13 protein-coding genes and 1 pseudogene are annotated in these 17,457 nt (G+C 73.5%); all 14 read left to right on the plus strand.

All coding sequences use genetic code 11. The features are described 5' to 3' along the window. Positions 1–420, plus strand: a pseudogene (locus tag ACXJKA_RS19320) (hypothetical protein); the annotation flags it as partial. Further along, positions 417–2,156: a hypothetical protein gene (locus ACXJKA_RS19325; protein ID WP_456826819.1), complete on the plus strand. Its 1,740-nt coding sequence runs from the start codon at positions 417–419 to the stop codon at positions 2,154–2,156. The pseudogene ACXJKA_RS19320 and the gene ACXJKA_RS19325, both read left to right, overlap by 4 nt. Then, positions 2,143–2,772 carry a hypothetical protein gene (locus ACXJKA_RS19330; RefSeq protein WP_456826820.1) on the plus strand — a complete coding sequence of 210 codons (630 nt, stop codon included), beginning with the start codon at positions 2,143–2,145 and terminating at the stop codon, positions 2,770–2,772. Before ACXJKA_RS19325 ends, ACXJKA_RS19330 begins: the two co-directional genes overlap by 14 nt. After that, complete coding sequence (locus tag ACXJKA_RS19335) at positions 2,759–4,141, plus strand: AMP-binding protein (RefSeq protein ID WP_456826821.1); 1,383 nt, start codon at positions 2,759–2,761, stop codon at positions 4,139–4,141. The genes ACXJKA_RS19330 and ACXJKA_RS19335 overlap by 14 nt, the downstream gene beginning before the upstream one ends. 248 nt (positions 4,142–4,389) lie before the next feature. After that, the gene (gene ileS / locus ACXJKA_RS19340; protein ID WP_456826822.1) at positions 4,390–7,608 is read left to right on the plus strand and encodes an isoleucine--tRNA ligase; all 3,219 of its coding nucleotides are present in this window, start codon (positions 4,390–4,392) and stop codon (positions 7,606–7,608) included. Next, entirely contained in the window at positions 7,605–8,990 is a 1,386-nt protein-coding gene (locus tag ACXJKA_RS19345) for a bifunctional folylpolyglutamate synthase/dihydrofolate synthase (protein WP_456826823.1), read from the plus strand. The genes ileS and ACXJKA_RS19345 overlap by 4 nt, the downstream gene beginning before the upstream one ends. Before the next feature lie 189 nt (positions 8,991–9,179). Continuing rightward, complete coding sequence (gene dhaK, locus ACXJKA_RS19350; RefSeq protein WP_456826831.1) at positions 9,180–10,175, plus strand: dihydroxyacetone kinase subunit DhaK; 996 nt, start codon at positions 9,180–9,182, stop codon at positions 10,173–10,175. Between the two features lie 40 nt (positions 10,176–10,215). Next, entirely contained in the window at positions 10,216–10,848 is a 633-nt protein-coding gene (gene dhaL / locus ACXJKA_RS19355; RefSeq protein ID WP_456826824.1) for a dihydroxyacetone kinase subunit DhaL, read from the plus strand. Then, positions 10,845–11,564 carry a dihydroxyacetone kinase phosphoryl donor subunit DhaM gene (gene dhaM, locus ACXJKA_RS19360; protein ID WP_456826825.1) on the plus strand — a complete coding sequence of 240 codons (720 nt, stop codon included), beginning with the start codon at positions 10,845–10,847 and terminating at the stop codon, positions 11,562–11,564. The genes dhaL and dhaM overlap by 4 nt, the downstream gene beginning before the upstream one ends. Before the next feature lie 68 nt (positions 11,565–11,632). Further along, positions 11,633–12,253, plus strand: coding sequence for a TetR/AcrR family transcriptional regulator (locus tag ACXJKA_RS19365; RefSeq protein ID WP_456826826.1), 621 nt, complete (start codon positions 11,633–11,635; stop codon positions 12,251–12,253). Positions 12,254–12,298: 45 nt separating this feature from the next. Beyond that, a complete protein-coding gene (locus ACXJKA_RS19370) occupies positions 12,299–14,008 on the plus strand; it encodes an MDR family MFS transporter (protein ID WP_456826827.1) in 1,710 nt (569 codons plus the stop codon). A 9-nt stretch (positions 14,009–14,017) separates the two neighbouring features. Beyond that, positions 14,018–14,419, plus strand: coding sequence for a DUF4233 domain-containing protein (locus ACXJKA_RS19375; RefSeq protein ID WP_456826828.1), 402 nt, complete (start codon positions 14,018–14,020; stop codon positions 14,417–14,419). A 21-nt stretch (positions 14,420–14,440) separates the two neighbouring features. After that, positions 14,441–14,875, plus strand: a complete 435-nt coding sequence (gene ndk, locus ACXJKA_RS19380; RefSeq protein ID WP_456826829.1) for a nucleoside-diphosphate kinase — start codon at positions 14,441–14,443, stop codon at positions 14,873–14,875. Between the two features lie 92 nt (positions 14,876–14,967). Then, on the plus strand, positions 14,968–17,457 hold a 2,490-nt coding region (gene smc / locus ACXJKA_RS19385; protein ID WP_456826830.1), incomplete at its 3' end, for a chromosome segregation protein SMC.

The raw sequence follows: 17,457 nt of genomic DNA on the forward strand, positions 1-17,457 counted from the left end.
GCGGTGCTCGGGCTGCCCGCGGACACCGACCCCGTGGCCGCGCTGGAGCGGCACGCCCGCGACCCGTGGTGGTGGCCCGGCGTCGCGGCCGCGCCAGGTGTGCTGCGCCGCATCGGCGGCTTCCGGGGGTTCGGCGGCCCCTGGCTGGGCGCCCCCCGCGTGGTGCCCGGGGGGCCTTCCGGATGCTCGGTCGCGGCCGACGGCGCGCGCTGGGCGATCGTCGCGGACGTGCACGGCGCGGCGGTCACCCGCCTGGCCGACGAGCCCGAGGTGCCCGCGCCGGCGCCCGTCGCCGCGCCGCTGGTCGTGCCGTGGCACGACGACGTGACCGGCGCCGCCCCGGCGAGCCCCGACGGTGCCGTGCTCGTCGTCAGCCGCCGCCACTCGTACTGGGTCGACGTCGTCCGGGTGGCCGCGTGAGCCGCTACCTGGAGCACCTGGCCGAGCGCTGGATGCGGGAGTGGCCGGACGCGCTCGCCGCGTGGGGTCGCACCACGCGGATGCACCCGCCCGTGCTGCACACCAGCGCCTGCCGGATGGACACGTGGGCCTGGTACACGACCGCCGACCCGGAGGTGCACGTCGACCTCACGGTGGTGGTCGAGCGGGGGATCCAGGACCACGCCCGGGCCGTGCTCGCGCACGAGATCGGGCACCACGTGCTCGCGCCGGTGGACCGGCTGACCGCGCTGAAGATCGCGGCGCGCGTGCGCGTGGGTCTCGTCGACCAGGACCACCTCGTCGGGCTGGTCGAGAACCTGTGGTGCGACCTGCTGATCAACGACCGGCTCCAGCGGCAGGCCGGGATCGACCGCGCGTCGCTGGCCGCGGCGGTCGGAGCCGCGACAGCCGACAACCCGCTCGGCCTGCTGATCGGCCGCACCTACGAGATCCTCTGGGGTCTCCCGCGCGGCCGGCTCGCCGCCGAGGGACTGGCACCCGAGGACCAGGCGATGCTGTGCGCGCGGCTCGTGCGCGCCTATGCCCGGGACGCCGTGGGCGGGGCTGCCGGGTTCGCGCGGCTCCTGCGCGCGCACGTGGACCCGGAGTGGCTCCGCGGCCCGACGGCCACGACGCGGGTGGCCGCGATGGCTTGCGGCGGCGAGCACGGCGGCGACGACACGATCCCGTTCGGGATCGCGTCCGACCCCAGCCTCGGCGCCCCCGCCGTGCACCCCGCGCTCGACCCGCGGGTGACCGGTGCCGCCGCGGCGCCGGAGGCCACGCCGGTCGACCTGACCACCGGAGGAGCCGGCAGCGGGATGAATGCCCTGCAGCCCGCTGCGCTGCACGCCCTCGTCCAGGCGCTCGGCTCGGCGGCGTCGGCCCAGCAGGTGGCGGCCGCCTGGTACCGCGAGCGTGCCGCCCCACACCTCGTGCCGTTCCCGGTGCGCGAGGGCGCGACCGCCTCCGAGCAGCTGCTCGGCGGGCTCGACCCGTGGGAGGTGGGCGACGACCTGTCCTCGATCGACTGGTCGGGGACCGTCACCGCGTCCCCGGTGGTCGTGCCGGGCATGACGACCGTGCAGCGCGCGTACCTCGAGGACGAGGAGCGCCAGGAGCGGCCGCGTCCGGTCGACCTCGACCTCTACCTGGACTCGTCGGGCTCGATGCCGGACCCCGCTGCCGTCGCGGCCCCGATCGCGCTGGCCGGCGCAGTGCTCGCGCTCTCGGCCCTGCGGGCTGGTGCCCGGGTACAGGCGACCACGTGGAGCGGTGCGGGGGAGGTGATCGGCACCGACGGGTTCACGCGCGACCAGGACGCCGTGCTCCAGGCAGTGGTCGCGCACATCGGCCGCAGCACGTCGTTCCCGCTCGCCCTGCTGGAGCGCACCCACCTGGGCGTCGGGGGCTCGCCGCCGACCGCGACCGGCCCCACGCACATCGCCGTGATCTCGGACAACGGGGTGACCACGATGTTCCGGCCGTGGACGATGGGGGGTCCGACGACGGACGACGTCGCGGCGCGCGCCCTCGCGGCGGCGGGCGGCGGTGGCAGCCTCGTCCTGCAGGCGTCGGACGGGTGGCGGGACCAGATCGCGGAGATGGCGGGCGACTACGACGTGTACACCGTGACGACCGACGAGGACCTGGTGACCTTCGCGCGCGACTTCTCGCGCCGGACCTGGGGGAGGCAGCACCGTGCCCGCACATGACGCACCGGCCGGGCCGTCGCTCGCCGCCGTGCGGCACCGGCTGGCCCAGGCCCCGCCCGACCTGTTCGAGCCCGACGTCGTCGTGCCCGCGCTCGTGGCCGACCTCGCCGTCGAGCTGGACCGCACGCTGCTGGACGCCGCGTCGCTCGCCCGCCTCGACGCCGACCTCTCGCCCGGAGCCGGCGCGTCGGACGAGGAGGTCGCCACGCGTCGCGTGCTCGTCGGGCTGGTCTGCTGGCTCTTGCTCGACCCGGCCCTCACGGCCGACCCCGTGGTGCGCGAGGCGGTGACCGCCGCCGGGGGGCCGACCCGCTGGATGCTCGGGATCGTGACGGGCGTGCAGCGCGACCTGGTGGGTCTGCGGCCCGACCGGGACTGGGTGCAGGTGGACGAGGCGCGCGAGGAGCTGGCGCGGGCGTTCCTGCGGCTGGGCGCCGTCCTGCCGGCGGGGGAGAGCGCCGCGGCGGCGCAGGACCGGTGGCTGGCCGTGAGCACGGCGTACCAGCGGGACCTGATCCGCGCGATGGCCGTCGAGCAGGCGCGCGCCGAGGAGCTCGAGCGGGCGCTCGCCGAGAAGAAGGCGAAGGAGGCAGCGGCGCAGTATGCCAACTACTGACGACCCGACCGTCCCGGACCCGGCCCTCGCCGAGTACGCGCCGATGGGCGCCCTCGCGCTCACCGACGCCGAGCGCTGGCCGACGCTGGACGAGGCCGGTCACGCCCGGCTCGCGGCGTTGCGCGCGCACCCCGACGCGCCCGACTGGGTGCACGCGACCGGCGACCGCCTGACCGCGGCCGACGAACCGGCCCTGGCGGCCGCGGCGGCCGACCACGACTGGGTCGCCGCGCTGGTCGCGCGCGCGCACGCGTCGATCCCCGCGTACCGGCGGGCCGCCCGGGAGGGCGCGAGCGTACCGGCGACCCCCCTCGAGGACCTGCCCACGGTGACACGGCAGCAGCTCGTCGACGACCTGGCCGCCTACGTCCCCGTCGATGTCGCCCTCGACCGCGTGCTCGAGGGCACCAGCTCGGGGAGCACCGGTGCGGCGCTCCGCGTCCCGCTGCACCCGGTCGCCGTGGCCGCGGACCTGGTGCTCCTGCAGCGGCTGGTCGCCGGCGCCGGCGCGGTGTGGGAGCCGGACCCCGCGCGGCTCGGGCTGGCCAACGTGGTCGACCAGCGCGCGGCGTTCACCTACGCGTCGGCGATGACGGCGTTCCGGCGGGCGGCGGGCGCGCCCGCGCCGCTGATGGCCCGGCTCAACCTCAGCGGGTGGGCGGACGAGGCGAGCCGCGACCGGTTCCTGGCGGACCTCGACCCGCAGGTGATCAGCACGTCTGCCCTCCCGCTGCTGCGGCTGCTCGAGCTCGACCTGGACCTGCACCCGGTGGCCGTCGTCAGCGGGGCGACGCACCTGCCCGCAGCCGTGCGCGCCGCTGCGGCGAACCGGTGGGGCTGCCCGGTGATCGACCTCTACGGGCTGCGCGAGACCGGCCCGGTCGCCGCGTCGACGGACGGCGACGGGCACGTCGCCCTGCCGCGCCGCGTGCACGTCGAGATCCTCGACGCCGACGACGCACCGGTCCCCGACGGCACCCGCGGCGAGGTCGTCGTGACGGTCGACGAGAACCCGTACCTGCCGCTGCTGCGCTACCGAACCGGTGACCACGCCTCGCTCGTCCGCGACGCCCGGGGCACCGTGCTGCTCGGGCTGGAGGGGCGTGCACCCGTGCTCTTCCGCGCGGCGGACGGCACCACGCGGCCGTCGATCGACGCCACCCAGCTGCTCCAGGCGTACGGGCTCGCGGCGTACCACCTGCACCAGGCGGCCGACGGGTCGATTCACCTCCGGGCGCTGCGGGGCGATGCGCGGGGCGCCGCGGATGCCGTCACACGCTGGCTCGGTCGACCGGTCGAGCTGTCGGTGCTCGACGACGTCCGCGAGCTGGGCCACGAAAAGCCGCGCCGGTTTTCCACCGAGGCCTGACCGCACGCGTGCGTTACCCTGGGCGGCACAGGCATCGACCCGGACATCACCGGTGAGCCTCCGGAAGAACAGGTGCGCGAGCACCCCAGTAGAACCGGACGGGTAGGCCCGTCACAGCCGTCCGAAGTGGTCGACGCCCCGGCAACGGGGAGCCGGCAAGCGAGGTGGTACCGCGGTGGTTCCCGGCCGGTCCGGGTCCGATCGTCCTCGCAGCCGAGAGCGACGCACGACCACAGGAGAGCCCGACCGTGGCCTACCCGCTGCACCGCCAGTCCGACGTCCCCGCCTCCCCGGATCTGCCGTCCCTCGAGAAGGACGTGCTCGCGTACTGGGAGTCCGACGGCACGTTCCAGGCGTCGATCGACGCCCGCGAGGCCGGCGAGAACGGCAGCAACGAGTTCGTCTTCTACGACGGCCCCCCGTTCGCCAACGGCCTGCCGCACTACGGCCACCTGCTGACCGGCTACGCCAAGGACGTCGTGCCGCGCTACCAGACGATGCGCGGCCACCGCGTGGAGCGCCGGTTCGGCTGGGACACGCACGGGCTGCCCGCCGAGCTGGAGGCGCAGCGCCTGCTCGGCATCACGGACACCTCCCAGATCGAGGAGATGGGGCTCGCCGCGTTCAACCAGGCGTGCCGCGAGTCGGTGCTGCGGTACACCGGGGAGTGGCGCGAGTATGTGACGCGCCAGGCCCGCTGGGTCGACTTCGACCACGACTACAAGACGCTCGACGTCACGTTCATGGAGTCGGTGATCTGGGCGTTCAAGCGCCTCTACGACCAGGACATGGCGTACGAGGGCTACCGCGTGCTGCCGTACTGCTGGCGCGACGAGACGCCGCTGTCCAACCACGAGCTGCGGATGGACGACGACGTCTACCAGTCGCGCCAGGACCCCGCGCTGACGGTCGGCCTGCGCCTGGAGACCGGCGAGCTCGCCCTCATCTGGACCACGACCCCGTGGACGCTGCCCAGCAACCTGGCCATCGCTGTCGGGCCGGACGTCGACTACGTGACCGTCGAGCCGGGACCGGGAAGCCTCCTCGAGGGCGAGCTCGTGGTGCTCGCGGCCGCGCGCCTGGGTTCGTACGCCAAGGAGCTGGGGGAGGCCACGGTCGTCGCGACGGTCAAGGGCCGGGACCTCGCGGGCCGCCGCTACACGCCGCCGTTCGACTACTTCGTGGGCCGCGAGAACGCCCACCAGGTGCTGCTCGGCGACTTCGTCACCACCGAGGACGGCTCGGGCATCGTGCACATGGCGCCCGCGTTCGGCGAGGACGACATGGTCGCGTGCGACGCCGTCGGCATCGCGCCGGTCGTGCCCGTCGACTCGCAGGGCAAGTTCACCACCGAGGTGCCGGACTACGTCGGCCAGCTGGTGTTCGACGCGAACAAGCCGATCATCGCCGACCTCAAGGCGGGCTCCGGCCCGCTCGCGCGCGTCCCCGAGGCGCAGCGCAGCGTGCTCGTCCGCCACGAGACGTACGAGCACTCCTACCCGCACTGCTGGCGCTGCCGGAACCCGCTGATCTACAAGGCGGTGACCAGCTGGTTCGTGCGCGTGAGCGACTTCCGGGACCGCATGGTCGAGCTCAACCAGGACATCACCTGGACCCCCGAGCACATCAAGGACGGCCAGTTCGGCAAGTGGCTCTCCGGCGCGCGCGACTGGTCGATCAGCCGCAACCGCTACTGGGGCACGCCCATCCCGGTGTGGGTGTCGGACGACCCGTCGTACCCGCGCGTCGACGTGTACGGCTCGCTGGCCGAGCTGGAGGCGGACTTCGGCCGGGTGCCGACGAACGAGGCGGGCGAGCCGGACCTGCACCGGCCGTTCATCGACGAGCTGACGCGCCCGAACCCGGACGACCCGACGGGCGCCTCGACCATGCGCCGGATCCCCGACGTCCTCGACGTGTGGTTCGACTCCGGCTCGATGCCGTTCGCGCAGGTGCACTACCCGTTCGAGAACGCGGACTGGTTCGAGCACCACTACCCGGGTGACTTCATCGTCGAGTACATCGGCCAGACCCGCGGCTGGTTCTACACGCTGCACGTGCTGGCCACGGCGCTGTTCGACCGCCCGGCGTTCCGCAACGTCCTGTGCCACGGCATCGTGCTCGGCGACGACGGCCGCAAGGCCAGCAAGAGCCTGCGCAACTTCCCGGACCCGGCGGAGATGTGGGACCTGTACGGCTCCGACGCCGTGCGCTGGTTCCTCATGTCGAGCTCGATCCTGCGCGGCGGCAACCTCATCGTCGGCGAGGAGGGCATCCGCGACGGCGTGCGCCAGGTGCTGCTGCCGCTGTGGAGCACGTACTACTTCTTCTCCCTGTACGCGGGTGCCGCGGACAACGGGAAGGGGTACACGGCCACGCCGGTCGACGCCGCGCGCGCCGCGACGCTCGCGCCGATGGACCGCTACGTGCTCGCACGGACGCGGGACCTTGTCGCGACGACGACGGCCCAGCTCGACGCCTACGACATCTCGGCGGCGTGCGAGAGCGTGCGCGAGCACCTCGACGTCCTCACCAACTGGTACGTGCGCACGCAGCGAGACCGGTTCTGGGCCGAGGACGCCGATGCGTTCGACACGCTCTGGACGAGCCTCGAGGTGCTCACGCGCGTCATGGCTCCGCTCGCGCCGCTGGTCACCGAGGAGGTCTGGCGCGGCCTCACGGGCGGGCGCAGCGTGCACCTGACCGACTGGCCTTCCGTCGACCTCGCGCCCGCCGACGAGGCGCTCGTCGTGGCGATGGACCAGGTCCGCGCGGTGACGTCGACCGCGCTCGGTCTGCGCAAGGCCGCCGGCGTCCGGGTGCGACAGCCGATGCACACGCTCACGGTGGCCGTCGACGACGCGGACGCACTCGCGCCGTACGCGGACCTGCTCGCCGCCGAGCTCAACGTCAAGCGCGTGGACCTGGCGACGGCCGACGCCGGAACGGCCGAGCGGTTCGGCATCACGCAGCGCCTCGCGGTCAACGCCCGGGCCGCCGGGCCGCGTCTGGGTCGCGGGGTGCAGGCCGTGATCAAGGCCGCGCGCGCCGAGGCCTGGCGCGTGGACGGCGACACGGTCGTGGTCACCACCGACGACGGCGACGTCGCGCTGGAGCCGGCCGAGTACGAGCTGACGACCGTGGTCGGGGCCGAGGGTGGTGCCGCCGCGGTGCTGCCCGGCGGCGGCTTCGTCGTGCTCGACCTCACGCTCGACGACGCACTGCGCGCCGAGGGCTACGCCCGCGACGTCGTGCGCGCCGTGCAGGACGCGCGCAAGGCGGCGGGTCTGCAGGTGGGCGACCGGATCGTGCTCACGCTCGACGTCCCGGCCGAGCACCTCGCCGCCGTCGAGGAGCACCGCGACACGATCGCGCGCGAGACGCTGGCCGTGTCGGTGGAGATCGAGACCGGGGCTGCGCTGCAGGTCACCGTGGAAGCAGTCGACGCCGGAGGGTACGAGGCATGAGCCGCGAGCAGGGAGGGTCGGAGCACCTGCGCCGTCAGGCGGAGCAGGAGGCGCGGACGGCCGCCGACGAGGTCTACCGGGCGATCCTGGCGCGCGCGCCGGAGCACGACATCGACCCGACGCTGGACCGGGTGCGGGCCGTGTGCGAGCTGCTGGGCGACCCGCAGAAGGCGTACCGGACCATCCACCTGACCGGCACCAACGGCAAGACGTCGACGTCCCGCATGGTCGAGCGGCTGCTGCGCGAGCACGGCCTGCGGACCGGCCGGTTCACCAGCCCGCACCTGAGCCGTGTCAACGAGCGGATCGCGATCGACGGCGAGCCCATCAGCGACGAGCGGTTCGTCGAGGTGTGGCAGGACGTCGCGCCCTACGTGCACCTGGTGGACCAGGGCTCGATCGAGAAGGGCGAGCCCCGGCTGTCGTTCTTCGAGGTGTTCACGGTGATGGCCTTCGCGGCCTTCGCCGACACCCCCATCGACGTCGCCGTGATCGAGGTGGGCCTGGGCGGAACGTGGGACTCGACCAACGTCGTCGACGGCGAGGTCGCGATCATCACGCCGATCTCGCTCGACCACGAGCGCTACCTCGGCCACACCCTGGTCGAGATCGCGTCGGAGAAGTCGGGGATCATCAAGGACGGCGCGACAGTCGTCCTGGCGCGGCAGTCGGAGGACGTCGAGGGCGTGCTCCTGGCCGTCGCGGCCGAGCGCGGCGCCCGCGTGCTGCGCGAGGGCGTCGACATCGAGGTGGGCGAGCGCCAGGTCGCGGTCGGCGGCCAGCTGATCACGCTGCAGGCGCTCGGCGGCACGTACACCGAGATCTTCCTGCCGCTGCACGGCGAGTTCCAGGCGCACAACGCGCTGCTGGCGCTCACGGCGGTCGAGGCGTTCCTCACCGGTGGGCGCGCGCTGGACCCGGGCGTGGTCGAGGTCGCGTTCGCCGACGTCGACTCCCCGGGCCGGCTCGAGGTGGTCCGGTCGAGCCCGACGATCATCGTCGACGGGGCGCACAACCCCGCCGGGGTCGAGGCGCTCGTCGCCGGCCTCGAGGAGGCGTTCGAGCTGACGCGCCTCGTCGGGGTCGTCGGCGTGATGGCCGACAAGGATCCTGAAGGCATGCTCGCGGCGCTCGAGCCGGTGCTCGCGGAGGTGGTGATCACCCGTGCATCGACCTCCCGCGCGCTCGACCCCGAGGACCTGGCGGACATCGCGATCGACATCTTCGGGGAGGACCGCGTGCACACCGTGGAGCGGCTGTCCGACGCGCTCGACCTCGCGGTGTCCCGTGCGGAGAGCGAGGTCGAGCGCGGGTCGGGCGTGCTCGTCACCGGCTCGATCCTGCTCGTCGCCGAGGCGCGCCGGCTGCTCGGCCGCGCCTGACGTCTGGTCACCCGTCCGGGGGAGGCGTCGATGCCCGACCGCGCGGGGTGCACGAATGTGCAGCGACGGCGCACGTCCTCCCCTTGACGCCCCCACGGCACGCCGAGATTGTGAGGTTTGTCGGGACGACGGAGTTCGCGACGGACGTGCGGGGCCCGCCGTGGGTGCCCGGTGGAAGGGATGGCTGCAGTGAAGAAGCTCATCAACGACCCGCAGACCGTCGTGGCCGAGTCCCTCGAGGGCTTCGCGGCCGCGCACGCCGACGTGGTGGCGGTGAACGCCGAGCACGCGTTCGTCACCCGGGCGGGTGGTGCGTCGTCCGGCAAGGTCGGACTCGTCAGCGGAGGCGGCTCCGGGCACGAGCCGCTGCACGGGGGCTTCGTCGGCGTCGGCATGCTGACCGCGGCGGTCGCCGGGCCGGTGTTCACGTCACCCACACCGGACCAGATCGCCCCCGCGCTGCAGGCGGCGGACTCCGGCGCCGGGGTGCTGGCGATCGTCAAGAACTACACCGGCGACGTGCTCAACTTCGAGACGGGCGCCGAGCTCGCCGACGCCGAGGGCGTCACCGTGCGCAGCGTCGTCGTCAACGACGACGTCGCCGTCGAGGACTCGCTGTACACCGCCGGGCGCCGCGGGGTGGCCGGGACGGTCGCCGTCGAGAAGATCGCGGGTGCGGCCGCCGAGCGCGGCGACGACCTGGACGCGGTCGCGGCGGTCGCGGAGAAGGTCATCGCGAACGTGCGCTCCATGGGCGTGGCGCTGACGGCGTGCACGGTCCCGCACGCGGGCGTGCCCAGCTTCGACCTGCCCGAGGACGAGATCGAGATCGGCATCGGCATCCACGGCGAGCCGGGCCGTCGGCGCATCCCGCTGGCGAGCGCCGACGACATCACCGAGATGCTGCTGACGCCCGTCGCGGACGACCTGAACCTGGGCAGCGGCGACAAGGTCCTGCTGTTCGTGAACGGCATGGGTGGCACGCCCGCGTCCGAGCTCTACGTGGTCTATCGTCGGGCCCGCGCGTTGCTGGAGGAGCGGGGGGTCGAGGTGACCCGGTCGCTCGTCGGCAACTATGTGACATCGCTGGAGATGCAGGGCGCGTCGGTCACCGTTCTCCGGCTGGACGACGAGCTGACCGCCCTGTGGGACGCCCCCGTGCACACGACCGCTCTGCGGTGGTGACGACCCGGACGGGGACCGAGCTGCTCGAAGGAGCGTGGGCATGACGCTGGACGTCACGTGGGCGATCGACTGGGTGCGCCTCTCGGCGCAGACCGTCACGGAGCACCGCAGCGAGCTCATCGAGCTCGACCGACAGATCGGCGACGGGGACCACGGCGAGAACCTGTTCCGCGGCTTCACCGCGGTCGTGGCCAAGCTCGACGGCCTCGAGGCGCCTCCCGCGGACATCGGCGAGGTGCTCAAGCTCGTCGCGACCACGCTGATGTCGACGGTCGGCGGCGCGGCCGGTCCGCTCTACGGCACCGCGTACCTGCGCGCCGCCAAGGCCACGGGCGTGCCCGAGCTCGACAGTCAAGGCGTCGTCGCGCTGCTCGAGGCGGCCCTCGAGGGGATCGTCGCCCGCGGAAAGGCGACCACCGGCGAGAAGACGATGGTCGACGCGTGGACCCCGGCCACGGAGGCGGCCGTCGCGGCAGCCGACGCGGGCGCGTCGCCGGCCGAGGTGCTGGCCGCCGCCGCGGACGCCGCACACGCCGGCGCCGAGGCGACGATCCCGCTCATCGCCACGAAGGGCCGCGCGAGCTACCTGGGGGAGCGGTCCGCCAACCACCTCGACCCCGGTGCCCGTTCGACCGAGCTGATCCTGCGTGCCGCCGCGCAGGCGGCTTCGTGAGCGGGCACCCCGAGCGCGAACCCGCACCGGTCGCCCTCGTCCTGGTCTCGCACTCGCGGGCGCTGGCCGAGGGTGCCGTCGAGCTGGCCGGGCAGATGGCGCCCGGCGTGCTGCTCCTCGCGGCCGGCGGCATGCAGGACGGCGGGCTCGGCACCAGCTTCGAGAGTGTCGAGGCCGCCCTCCTGGACGCCACGCAGGAGGGGCGGTCGGCGGTCGTGCTCACTGACCTGGGCTCAKCGGTCCTCACGGCCGAGTCGGTGCTGGAGTTCCTCGACGAGGACGTGGCGGCACGCGTGCGCCTTGCGGACGCGCCGTTCGTCGAGGGCGCCGTGGCCGCGGCGGTCACCGCGCACGGGGGTGCCGACCTCGCGGGCGTCCTCGCGTCCGCCGAGCACGCCGGGTCGACGTTCGGGGGTGCCGACGAGCCCGCGGAGCAGACCGTCGGCGACCCGCAGGACGGTCTGCTCCGGGCGACCGTGGTGCTGCGGAACCCGCTCGGTCTGCACGCCCGACCCGCGGCGGTGGTCGCGCGCATGCTCGCCGCCTACGACGCCAAGGTGCGGGTCAACGGCGCGAACGCGGCGAGCGTGCTCGAGCTCATGAAGCTGGGCGCGAAGCAGGGCGTGGAGCTGACGATCGAGGCGGAGGGCGCGCAGGCGGAGCAGGCTCGGGACGCCCTGGTGGCGGCCGTCGAGGGTGGCTTCGGCGAGGTCTGACGACTGTGAGCGATCGCACCTGAACGCGCGTCCAACCCAAAGTTGCAGTTCATGTAAAGTTGCACCTCGTGCAGAACTCCGTCGACGAGGCGCCTGCGCTCGGGCTGCGTGAGCGCAAGAAGCGCGCGCGCCGCGAGGCGCTGATCGACGCCACCCACCGCCTCGTCGCCGAGCACGGCCTGGACGCGGTCACGGTCGACGCGATCTGCGAGGAGGCCGGCGTCTCCGTCCGGACGTTCTTCAACTACTTCGAGACGAAGGACGACGCCGTGCTCGGCCACACGCCGTGGCCGCTCGAGTCGGCGGCCGCGGACGTGTTCGCGGCGGGCGGTCCCACCGGGCACCTCATGTCGGACCTGCAGGTGCTGGTCAGCTCGTTCCTCAGCGACCCGCCCATCGGCCGTGAGCGCATGGCCCGCGCGCTCGAGCTGGCMGGCAAGGAGCCGCGGCTGATCGCCCGGCACCTCGCCTGGTTCGAGCAGCACAAGGGTCAGCTCTCGGCGCTCGTCGAGCGACGTCTCGTCGGCGACCCGACCCACTCGGCCGAGATGGTCGGCTCCGTCCTCCTGTTCCTCACGCACGCGACCTTCCTGCACTGGGAGATGGACCAGCAACGGGGCGGCTCCGCCGCTCCCGACGCGCACCTGAGCGCCGTCGTCGCCGAGCTCCGATCCATCCTCACCGACTGACTCTGCCCAGCACCCACCACCCCTTTCGCGAACGAGGTTTCTCGCATGGCCACCGCAGCACCCCAGGCACCAGCGGTCGACAAGCCGCTGATCCACCTGACCCCCAAGACCGTCTGGCTCATCTTCGGCGCGCTCATGGCCGGGATGTTCATGTCGTCGCTCGACCAGTCGATCGTCGGCACGGCGATGCCGACGATCGTCGGCGAGCTGAACGGCGTCGAGCACCAGGGCTGGGTCGTCACCGCCTACATCCTGGCGATCGCGATCGTCATGCCGCTGTACGGCAAGTTCGGCGACCTGTGGGGTCGGCGCTGGCCGTTCCTCGTCGCCATCGGCCTGTTCACCGTGGCGTCCGCCGGTGCTGGCTTCGCCCAGTCGTTCGGCGAGCTCGTGTTCTGGCGCGGCGTGCAGGGCCTGGGCGGCGGCGGTCTGATGATCCTGTCGCAGGCGATCATCGCGGACATCGTGCCCGCCAAGGACCGCGGCAAGTACATGGGCCCGATGGGTGCGCTGTTCGGGATCTCGGCCGTCATCGGCCCGCTCCTGGGTGGCTTCTTCACGCAGCACGCCGACTGGCGGTGGTGCTTCTGGCTGAACATCCCCATCGGCCTGGCGGCTTTCGGCATCGCGTGGTTCACGCTCAAGCTCCCGACCCACCGCTCGGGCAAGAAGATCGACGTCGCCGGCATCTTCTTCATGGTCGCCGCCACGTCCGGCCTCGTGCTCGCGACGAGCTGGAGCAGCTGGACCGGCAACCGCGGCTACGACTGGTCGAACCCCGCCCTGCTCGCGCTCGTGATCGGCACGCTGGTCTCCATCGCCGCGTTCATCATGGTCGAGCTCCGAGCGCAGGAGCCCCTCCTGCCGCTCCGCCTCTTCAAGAACCCGACCTTCACCATCGCCACCGCGATCGGCCTCATCCTCGGCATGGGCATGTTCGCCGCCCTGGCCTTCCTGCCGACGTTCCTGCAGATGTCGACCGGCGCCGGTGTCACCGAGTCCGGCTTCCTGCTGCTCCCGATGATGGTCGGTGTCATGTTCACCGCGATCGGCTCCGGCATCGCGATCACGAAGACCGGCCGCTACAAGATCTTCCCGGTGGTCGGCCTGGCCATCACCACCGCCGGCGTCGCCTGGCTCACGCAGATCACCGGCGACATGTCGATGTGGCTCTTCGGCGCGATGATCTTCGTGCTCGGCGCCGGCATGGGCCTGGTCATGCAGACGATCGTGCTCGCCGTGCAGAACTCGGTGGACCCGCACGAGATCGGTACCGCCACCAGCACGAACAACTTCTTCCGCGAGATCGGCGCGGCCGTCGGCACGGCGCTGTTCAGCACGATGTTCACCACCAAGCTGGCGGACAACCTCGCGGGAGTCTTCGCCGGCGCGCCCGCGGGTTCGGGTGGCGACGCCTCGAGCCTGACGCCCGCCGCGGTGCAGGCGCTGCCCGAGCCGCTGAAGACCGGCGTCATCGACGCCTTCACCAACGCGCTCGCGCCGTCGTTCTGGTACCTCGTGCCCGTGATCGCGGTGGGCTTCGTGCTGTCGCTCTTCCTGCGGGAGGTCAAGCTCTCCGACGTGGCCGGCATGGTCGCCCGTGGCGAGGCCCTCGCGGCCGACGGCTCGGGTGCGCCCACCGAGACGATCGACGGTGCGGTCGTCCTCGACGAGCTCTCCGGGCCCGTGCACGACGAGCTCCCGACCCAGCGCGACGGAGCCTCGGACGACGTCGACGCACGGGCCCGCCGGTAACCTGACCCGATGAGCTCCACCGTCCCGGACGGCCAGGCCGTGCGCCGCAAGCGTCCCGCGAAACCCCAGTTCGCCCAGACGATCCTCATCCTCGAGGCGATGCTGGTGTTCTTCGCGACGCTCGTGGCGTACGGCCTGCGGCTGGCCCCCGCGTCCACCATCTGGTGGGTCGGGGGGAGCCTGTCGTTGGTCCTGATCCTGCTGTCCGGGATGGTCTCCCGGCCGGGCGGCTACCTCGCCGGCTCGATCGTGCAGGTGTTCGTGCTGGCCGGCGGGTTCGCCATCCCCATGATGTTCGCGGTCGGGGTCATCTTCGTCGTGCTGTGGGTCGTGGCCCTGCGGCTCGGTGGCCGGATCGACCGCGAGCGGGCGGAGTACGACGCCGCCCACCCGGGTGCGGTCGGACCCTGACACCCGGTTACTGTTTCGCCCATGACTGACGCACCCGCCACGCAGCGCACCCTTGTCCTCGTCAAGCCCGACGGCGTTCGCCGTGGCCTGTCGGGGGAGGTCGTGCGCCGCATCGAGGCCAAGGGCTACACCCTCGTCGCCGTCGAGCTGCGCGAGGCCTCCGAGGCCCTGCTGGCCGAGCACTACGCCGAGCACGCCGGCAAGCCGTTCCTCACGCCGCTGATCGAGTTCATGCGCTCCGGCCCGGTGCTCGCCGTCGTGGCCGAGGGGCACCGCGTCGTCGAGGGCTTCCGGTCGCTGGCGGGCGCCACCGACCCGACGGTCGCGGCGCCGGGCACCATCCGCGGCGACCTGGGCCGCGACTGGGGCCTCAAGGTGATCCAGAACCTGGTGCACGGCTCGGACTCCGAGGAGTCCGCCGCGCGCGAGATCGCCCTCTGGTTCCCTGCTCTCTGACCTGACGGTCCTCTGCTCTCCGACCTGACGGTCCCCTGCGCTCTGACGTCAGCCTCCCCAGAGGACGGGTGCACGCACCTTAGGCTTCGTGCGTGCACCTCAAGACCCTCACCCTGCGGGGGTTCAAGTCGTTCGCCTCGGCGACGACCCTGAACTTCGAGCCGGGCGTCACCTGCGTGGTCGGGCCCAACGGCTCGGGCAAGTCCAACGTCGTCGACGCCCTGGCCTGGGTGATGGGGGAGCAGGGCGCCAAGTCGCTGCGCGGCGGCAAGATGGAGGACGTCATCTTCGCCGGCACGTCCGGCCGCCCCCCGCTCGGCCGCGCCGAGGTCGCGCTCACCATCGACAACTCCGACGGCGCGCTGCCGATCGAGTACTCCGAGGTCACCATCTCGCGGACGCTGTTCCGCAACGGCGGCTCGGAGTACGCGATCAACGGCCAGGGCTGCCGCCTGCTCGACATCCAGGACCTGCTGTCCGACTCCGGTCTCGGCCGGGAGATGCACGTCATCGTCGGCCAGGGCCAGCTCGACGCCGTCCTGCGCGCGACTCCCGAGGAGCGCCGCGGCTTCATCGAGGAGGCGGCGGGCGTCCTCAAGCACCGCAAGCGCAAGGAGAAGGCGCTCCGCAAGCTCGAGGCGATGCAGGCCAACCTCACGCGCCTGTCCGACCTCACGGGCGAGATCCGTCGCCAGCTCGGTCCGCTCGGCCGGCAGGCGGAGGTCGCCCGCAAGGCGGCGGTGGTCCAGGCGGACCTTCGCGACGCCCGAGCGCGGCTGCTGGCCGACGACCTCGCGCAGCTGACCTCCACGCTCGAGCAGGAGATCGCCGACGAGAGCGCGCTGCGTGCCCGTCGCGAGGAGGTCGAGGCCACCCTCGCCGCCACGCGCGGCCGCCTGGCCACCCTCGAGCGCGAGGCCGCCGAGGCAGCGCCGGCGCTGAGCGAGGCCAGCGAGGTCTGGTACCGCCTCTCGTCGCTGCGCGAGCGGCTGCGCGGCACCGCGTCCCTGGCCGCCGACCGGGTCCGCCTGCTCGGCAGCGCCGGCCCGGAGCGCACGGGCGGATCCGACCCCGACGACCTCGCCGCGCAGGCCGAGCGCGTGCGTGCCGCGGAAGCCGAGCTGGCCGCCGAGGTCGAGATCGGTCGCGCCGCCCTCGAGGCCGCGGTCGTCGCACGCCAGGACGCCGAGGCCGAGGCCGTCGGCGCCGAGAAGCAGGTCGCCACCGCGCTGCGCGGCGCCGCCGACCGCCGCGAGGGCGTCGCGCGCCTGGCCGGTCAGGTGGCAGCCCGGCGGAGCCGCGTCGAGGCGACGCAAGCCGAGCTCGGGCGCCTGCGTGAGTCGCTGGCCGCGGCCGAGCACCGCGGCCAGGAGGCCACGACGCAGTTCGCGGTCCTCGAGTCGCAGGTCGCGGGCGTCGAGGAGGGCGAGGAGGGGCTCGATGCCGAGCACGAGGCGGCCGTCGAGGCCCTCGAGCAGGCGAGCGAGCGGCTGGGTGCGCTGCAGGAGCAGCTGAGCGCCGCCGAGCGCGAGCGCGCCGCCCTGGAGTCCCGCGCCGAGACCCTCGAGCTCAGCCTCACGCGCAAGGACGGCGTCGGTGCACTGCTCGCGGCGGACGGCCAGCCCGGCCTCGTGGGCTCGGTGGCCGCGCTGCTGGCGGTCGACCAAKAGAACGAGKAGGCCATCGTCGCCGCGCTCGGTGCGGTCGCCGACGCCGTGGCTGTCGACTCGGTGGACGCGGCCGTCGACGCCATCCGCTACCTGCGCACCGAGGACGCGGGCCGCGCGACGCTGCTGGTCAGCGGCGCCTCGTCGTCGGCGAGCCCGCTGGCGGACGTGCCGGCCGGCGCCGCCCGCGCCGTCGACCTCGTGCGTGCCCCCGAGCACGTGCGTGCGGCCGTCGAGACGCTGCTCGCCGACGTCGTCGTCGTCGACGACCTGGCCGCGGCCCGCGCGATCGTCGCCGCCCGCCCCGACCTGGTCGTCGCCACCCGCACCGGCGACGTGCTGTCCCGCCACCGCGCGTCCGGCGGATCGGCCACCGCGCCCAGTGCCCTGCACCTGCAGTCCGCGCTCGACCAGGCCCGTGCCGGCGTCGCGCAGGCCACGGCCGACGCCGAGCGCGTGCGGTTCGAGCTCGTCGGCGCCACCGAGGCCCAGGCGGCGGCCCGCGCGGCGCACGAGGCGACCCTCGACCGCCTCAACGAGTCCGACGCCGCGCTCGCCGCCGTCGCCGAGCAGCTGGGCCACCTCGGCTCGACGGCCCGCGCCGCGAACGCCGAGGCCGCCCGGCTCCAGCAGTCCCTCGAGGCCGCCTCCCGCACGCTCGCGGACGACAGCGCCCAGCTGGCCGAGCTCACCGAGCGGCTCGCCGCCGCCGAGATCGAGCCCGCGGAGAGCGAGGCGGCGATCGCCGAGGGCAGCGCCCGGCGCGACCGGCTGGCCGAGCTGGCCGCGGGCGCGCGTGCCCGCGAGACCGAGGCGCGCCTGACACTGCGCACCGGCGAGGAGCGGGCGCGGGCCCTCTCCGGCCGTGCCGAGTCGCTCGAGCGCGCCGCCCGGACCGAGCGCGTCGCCCGCGAG

The organism is Cellulomonas sp. P5_E12, from assembly GCF_054049315.1.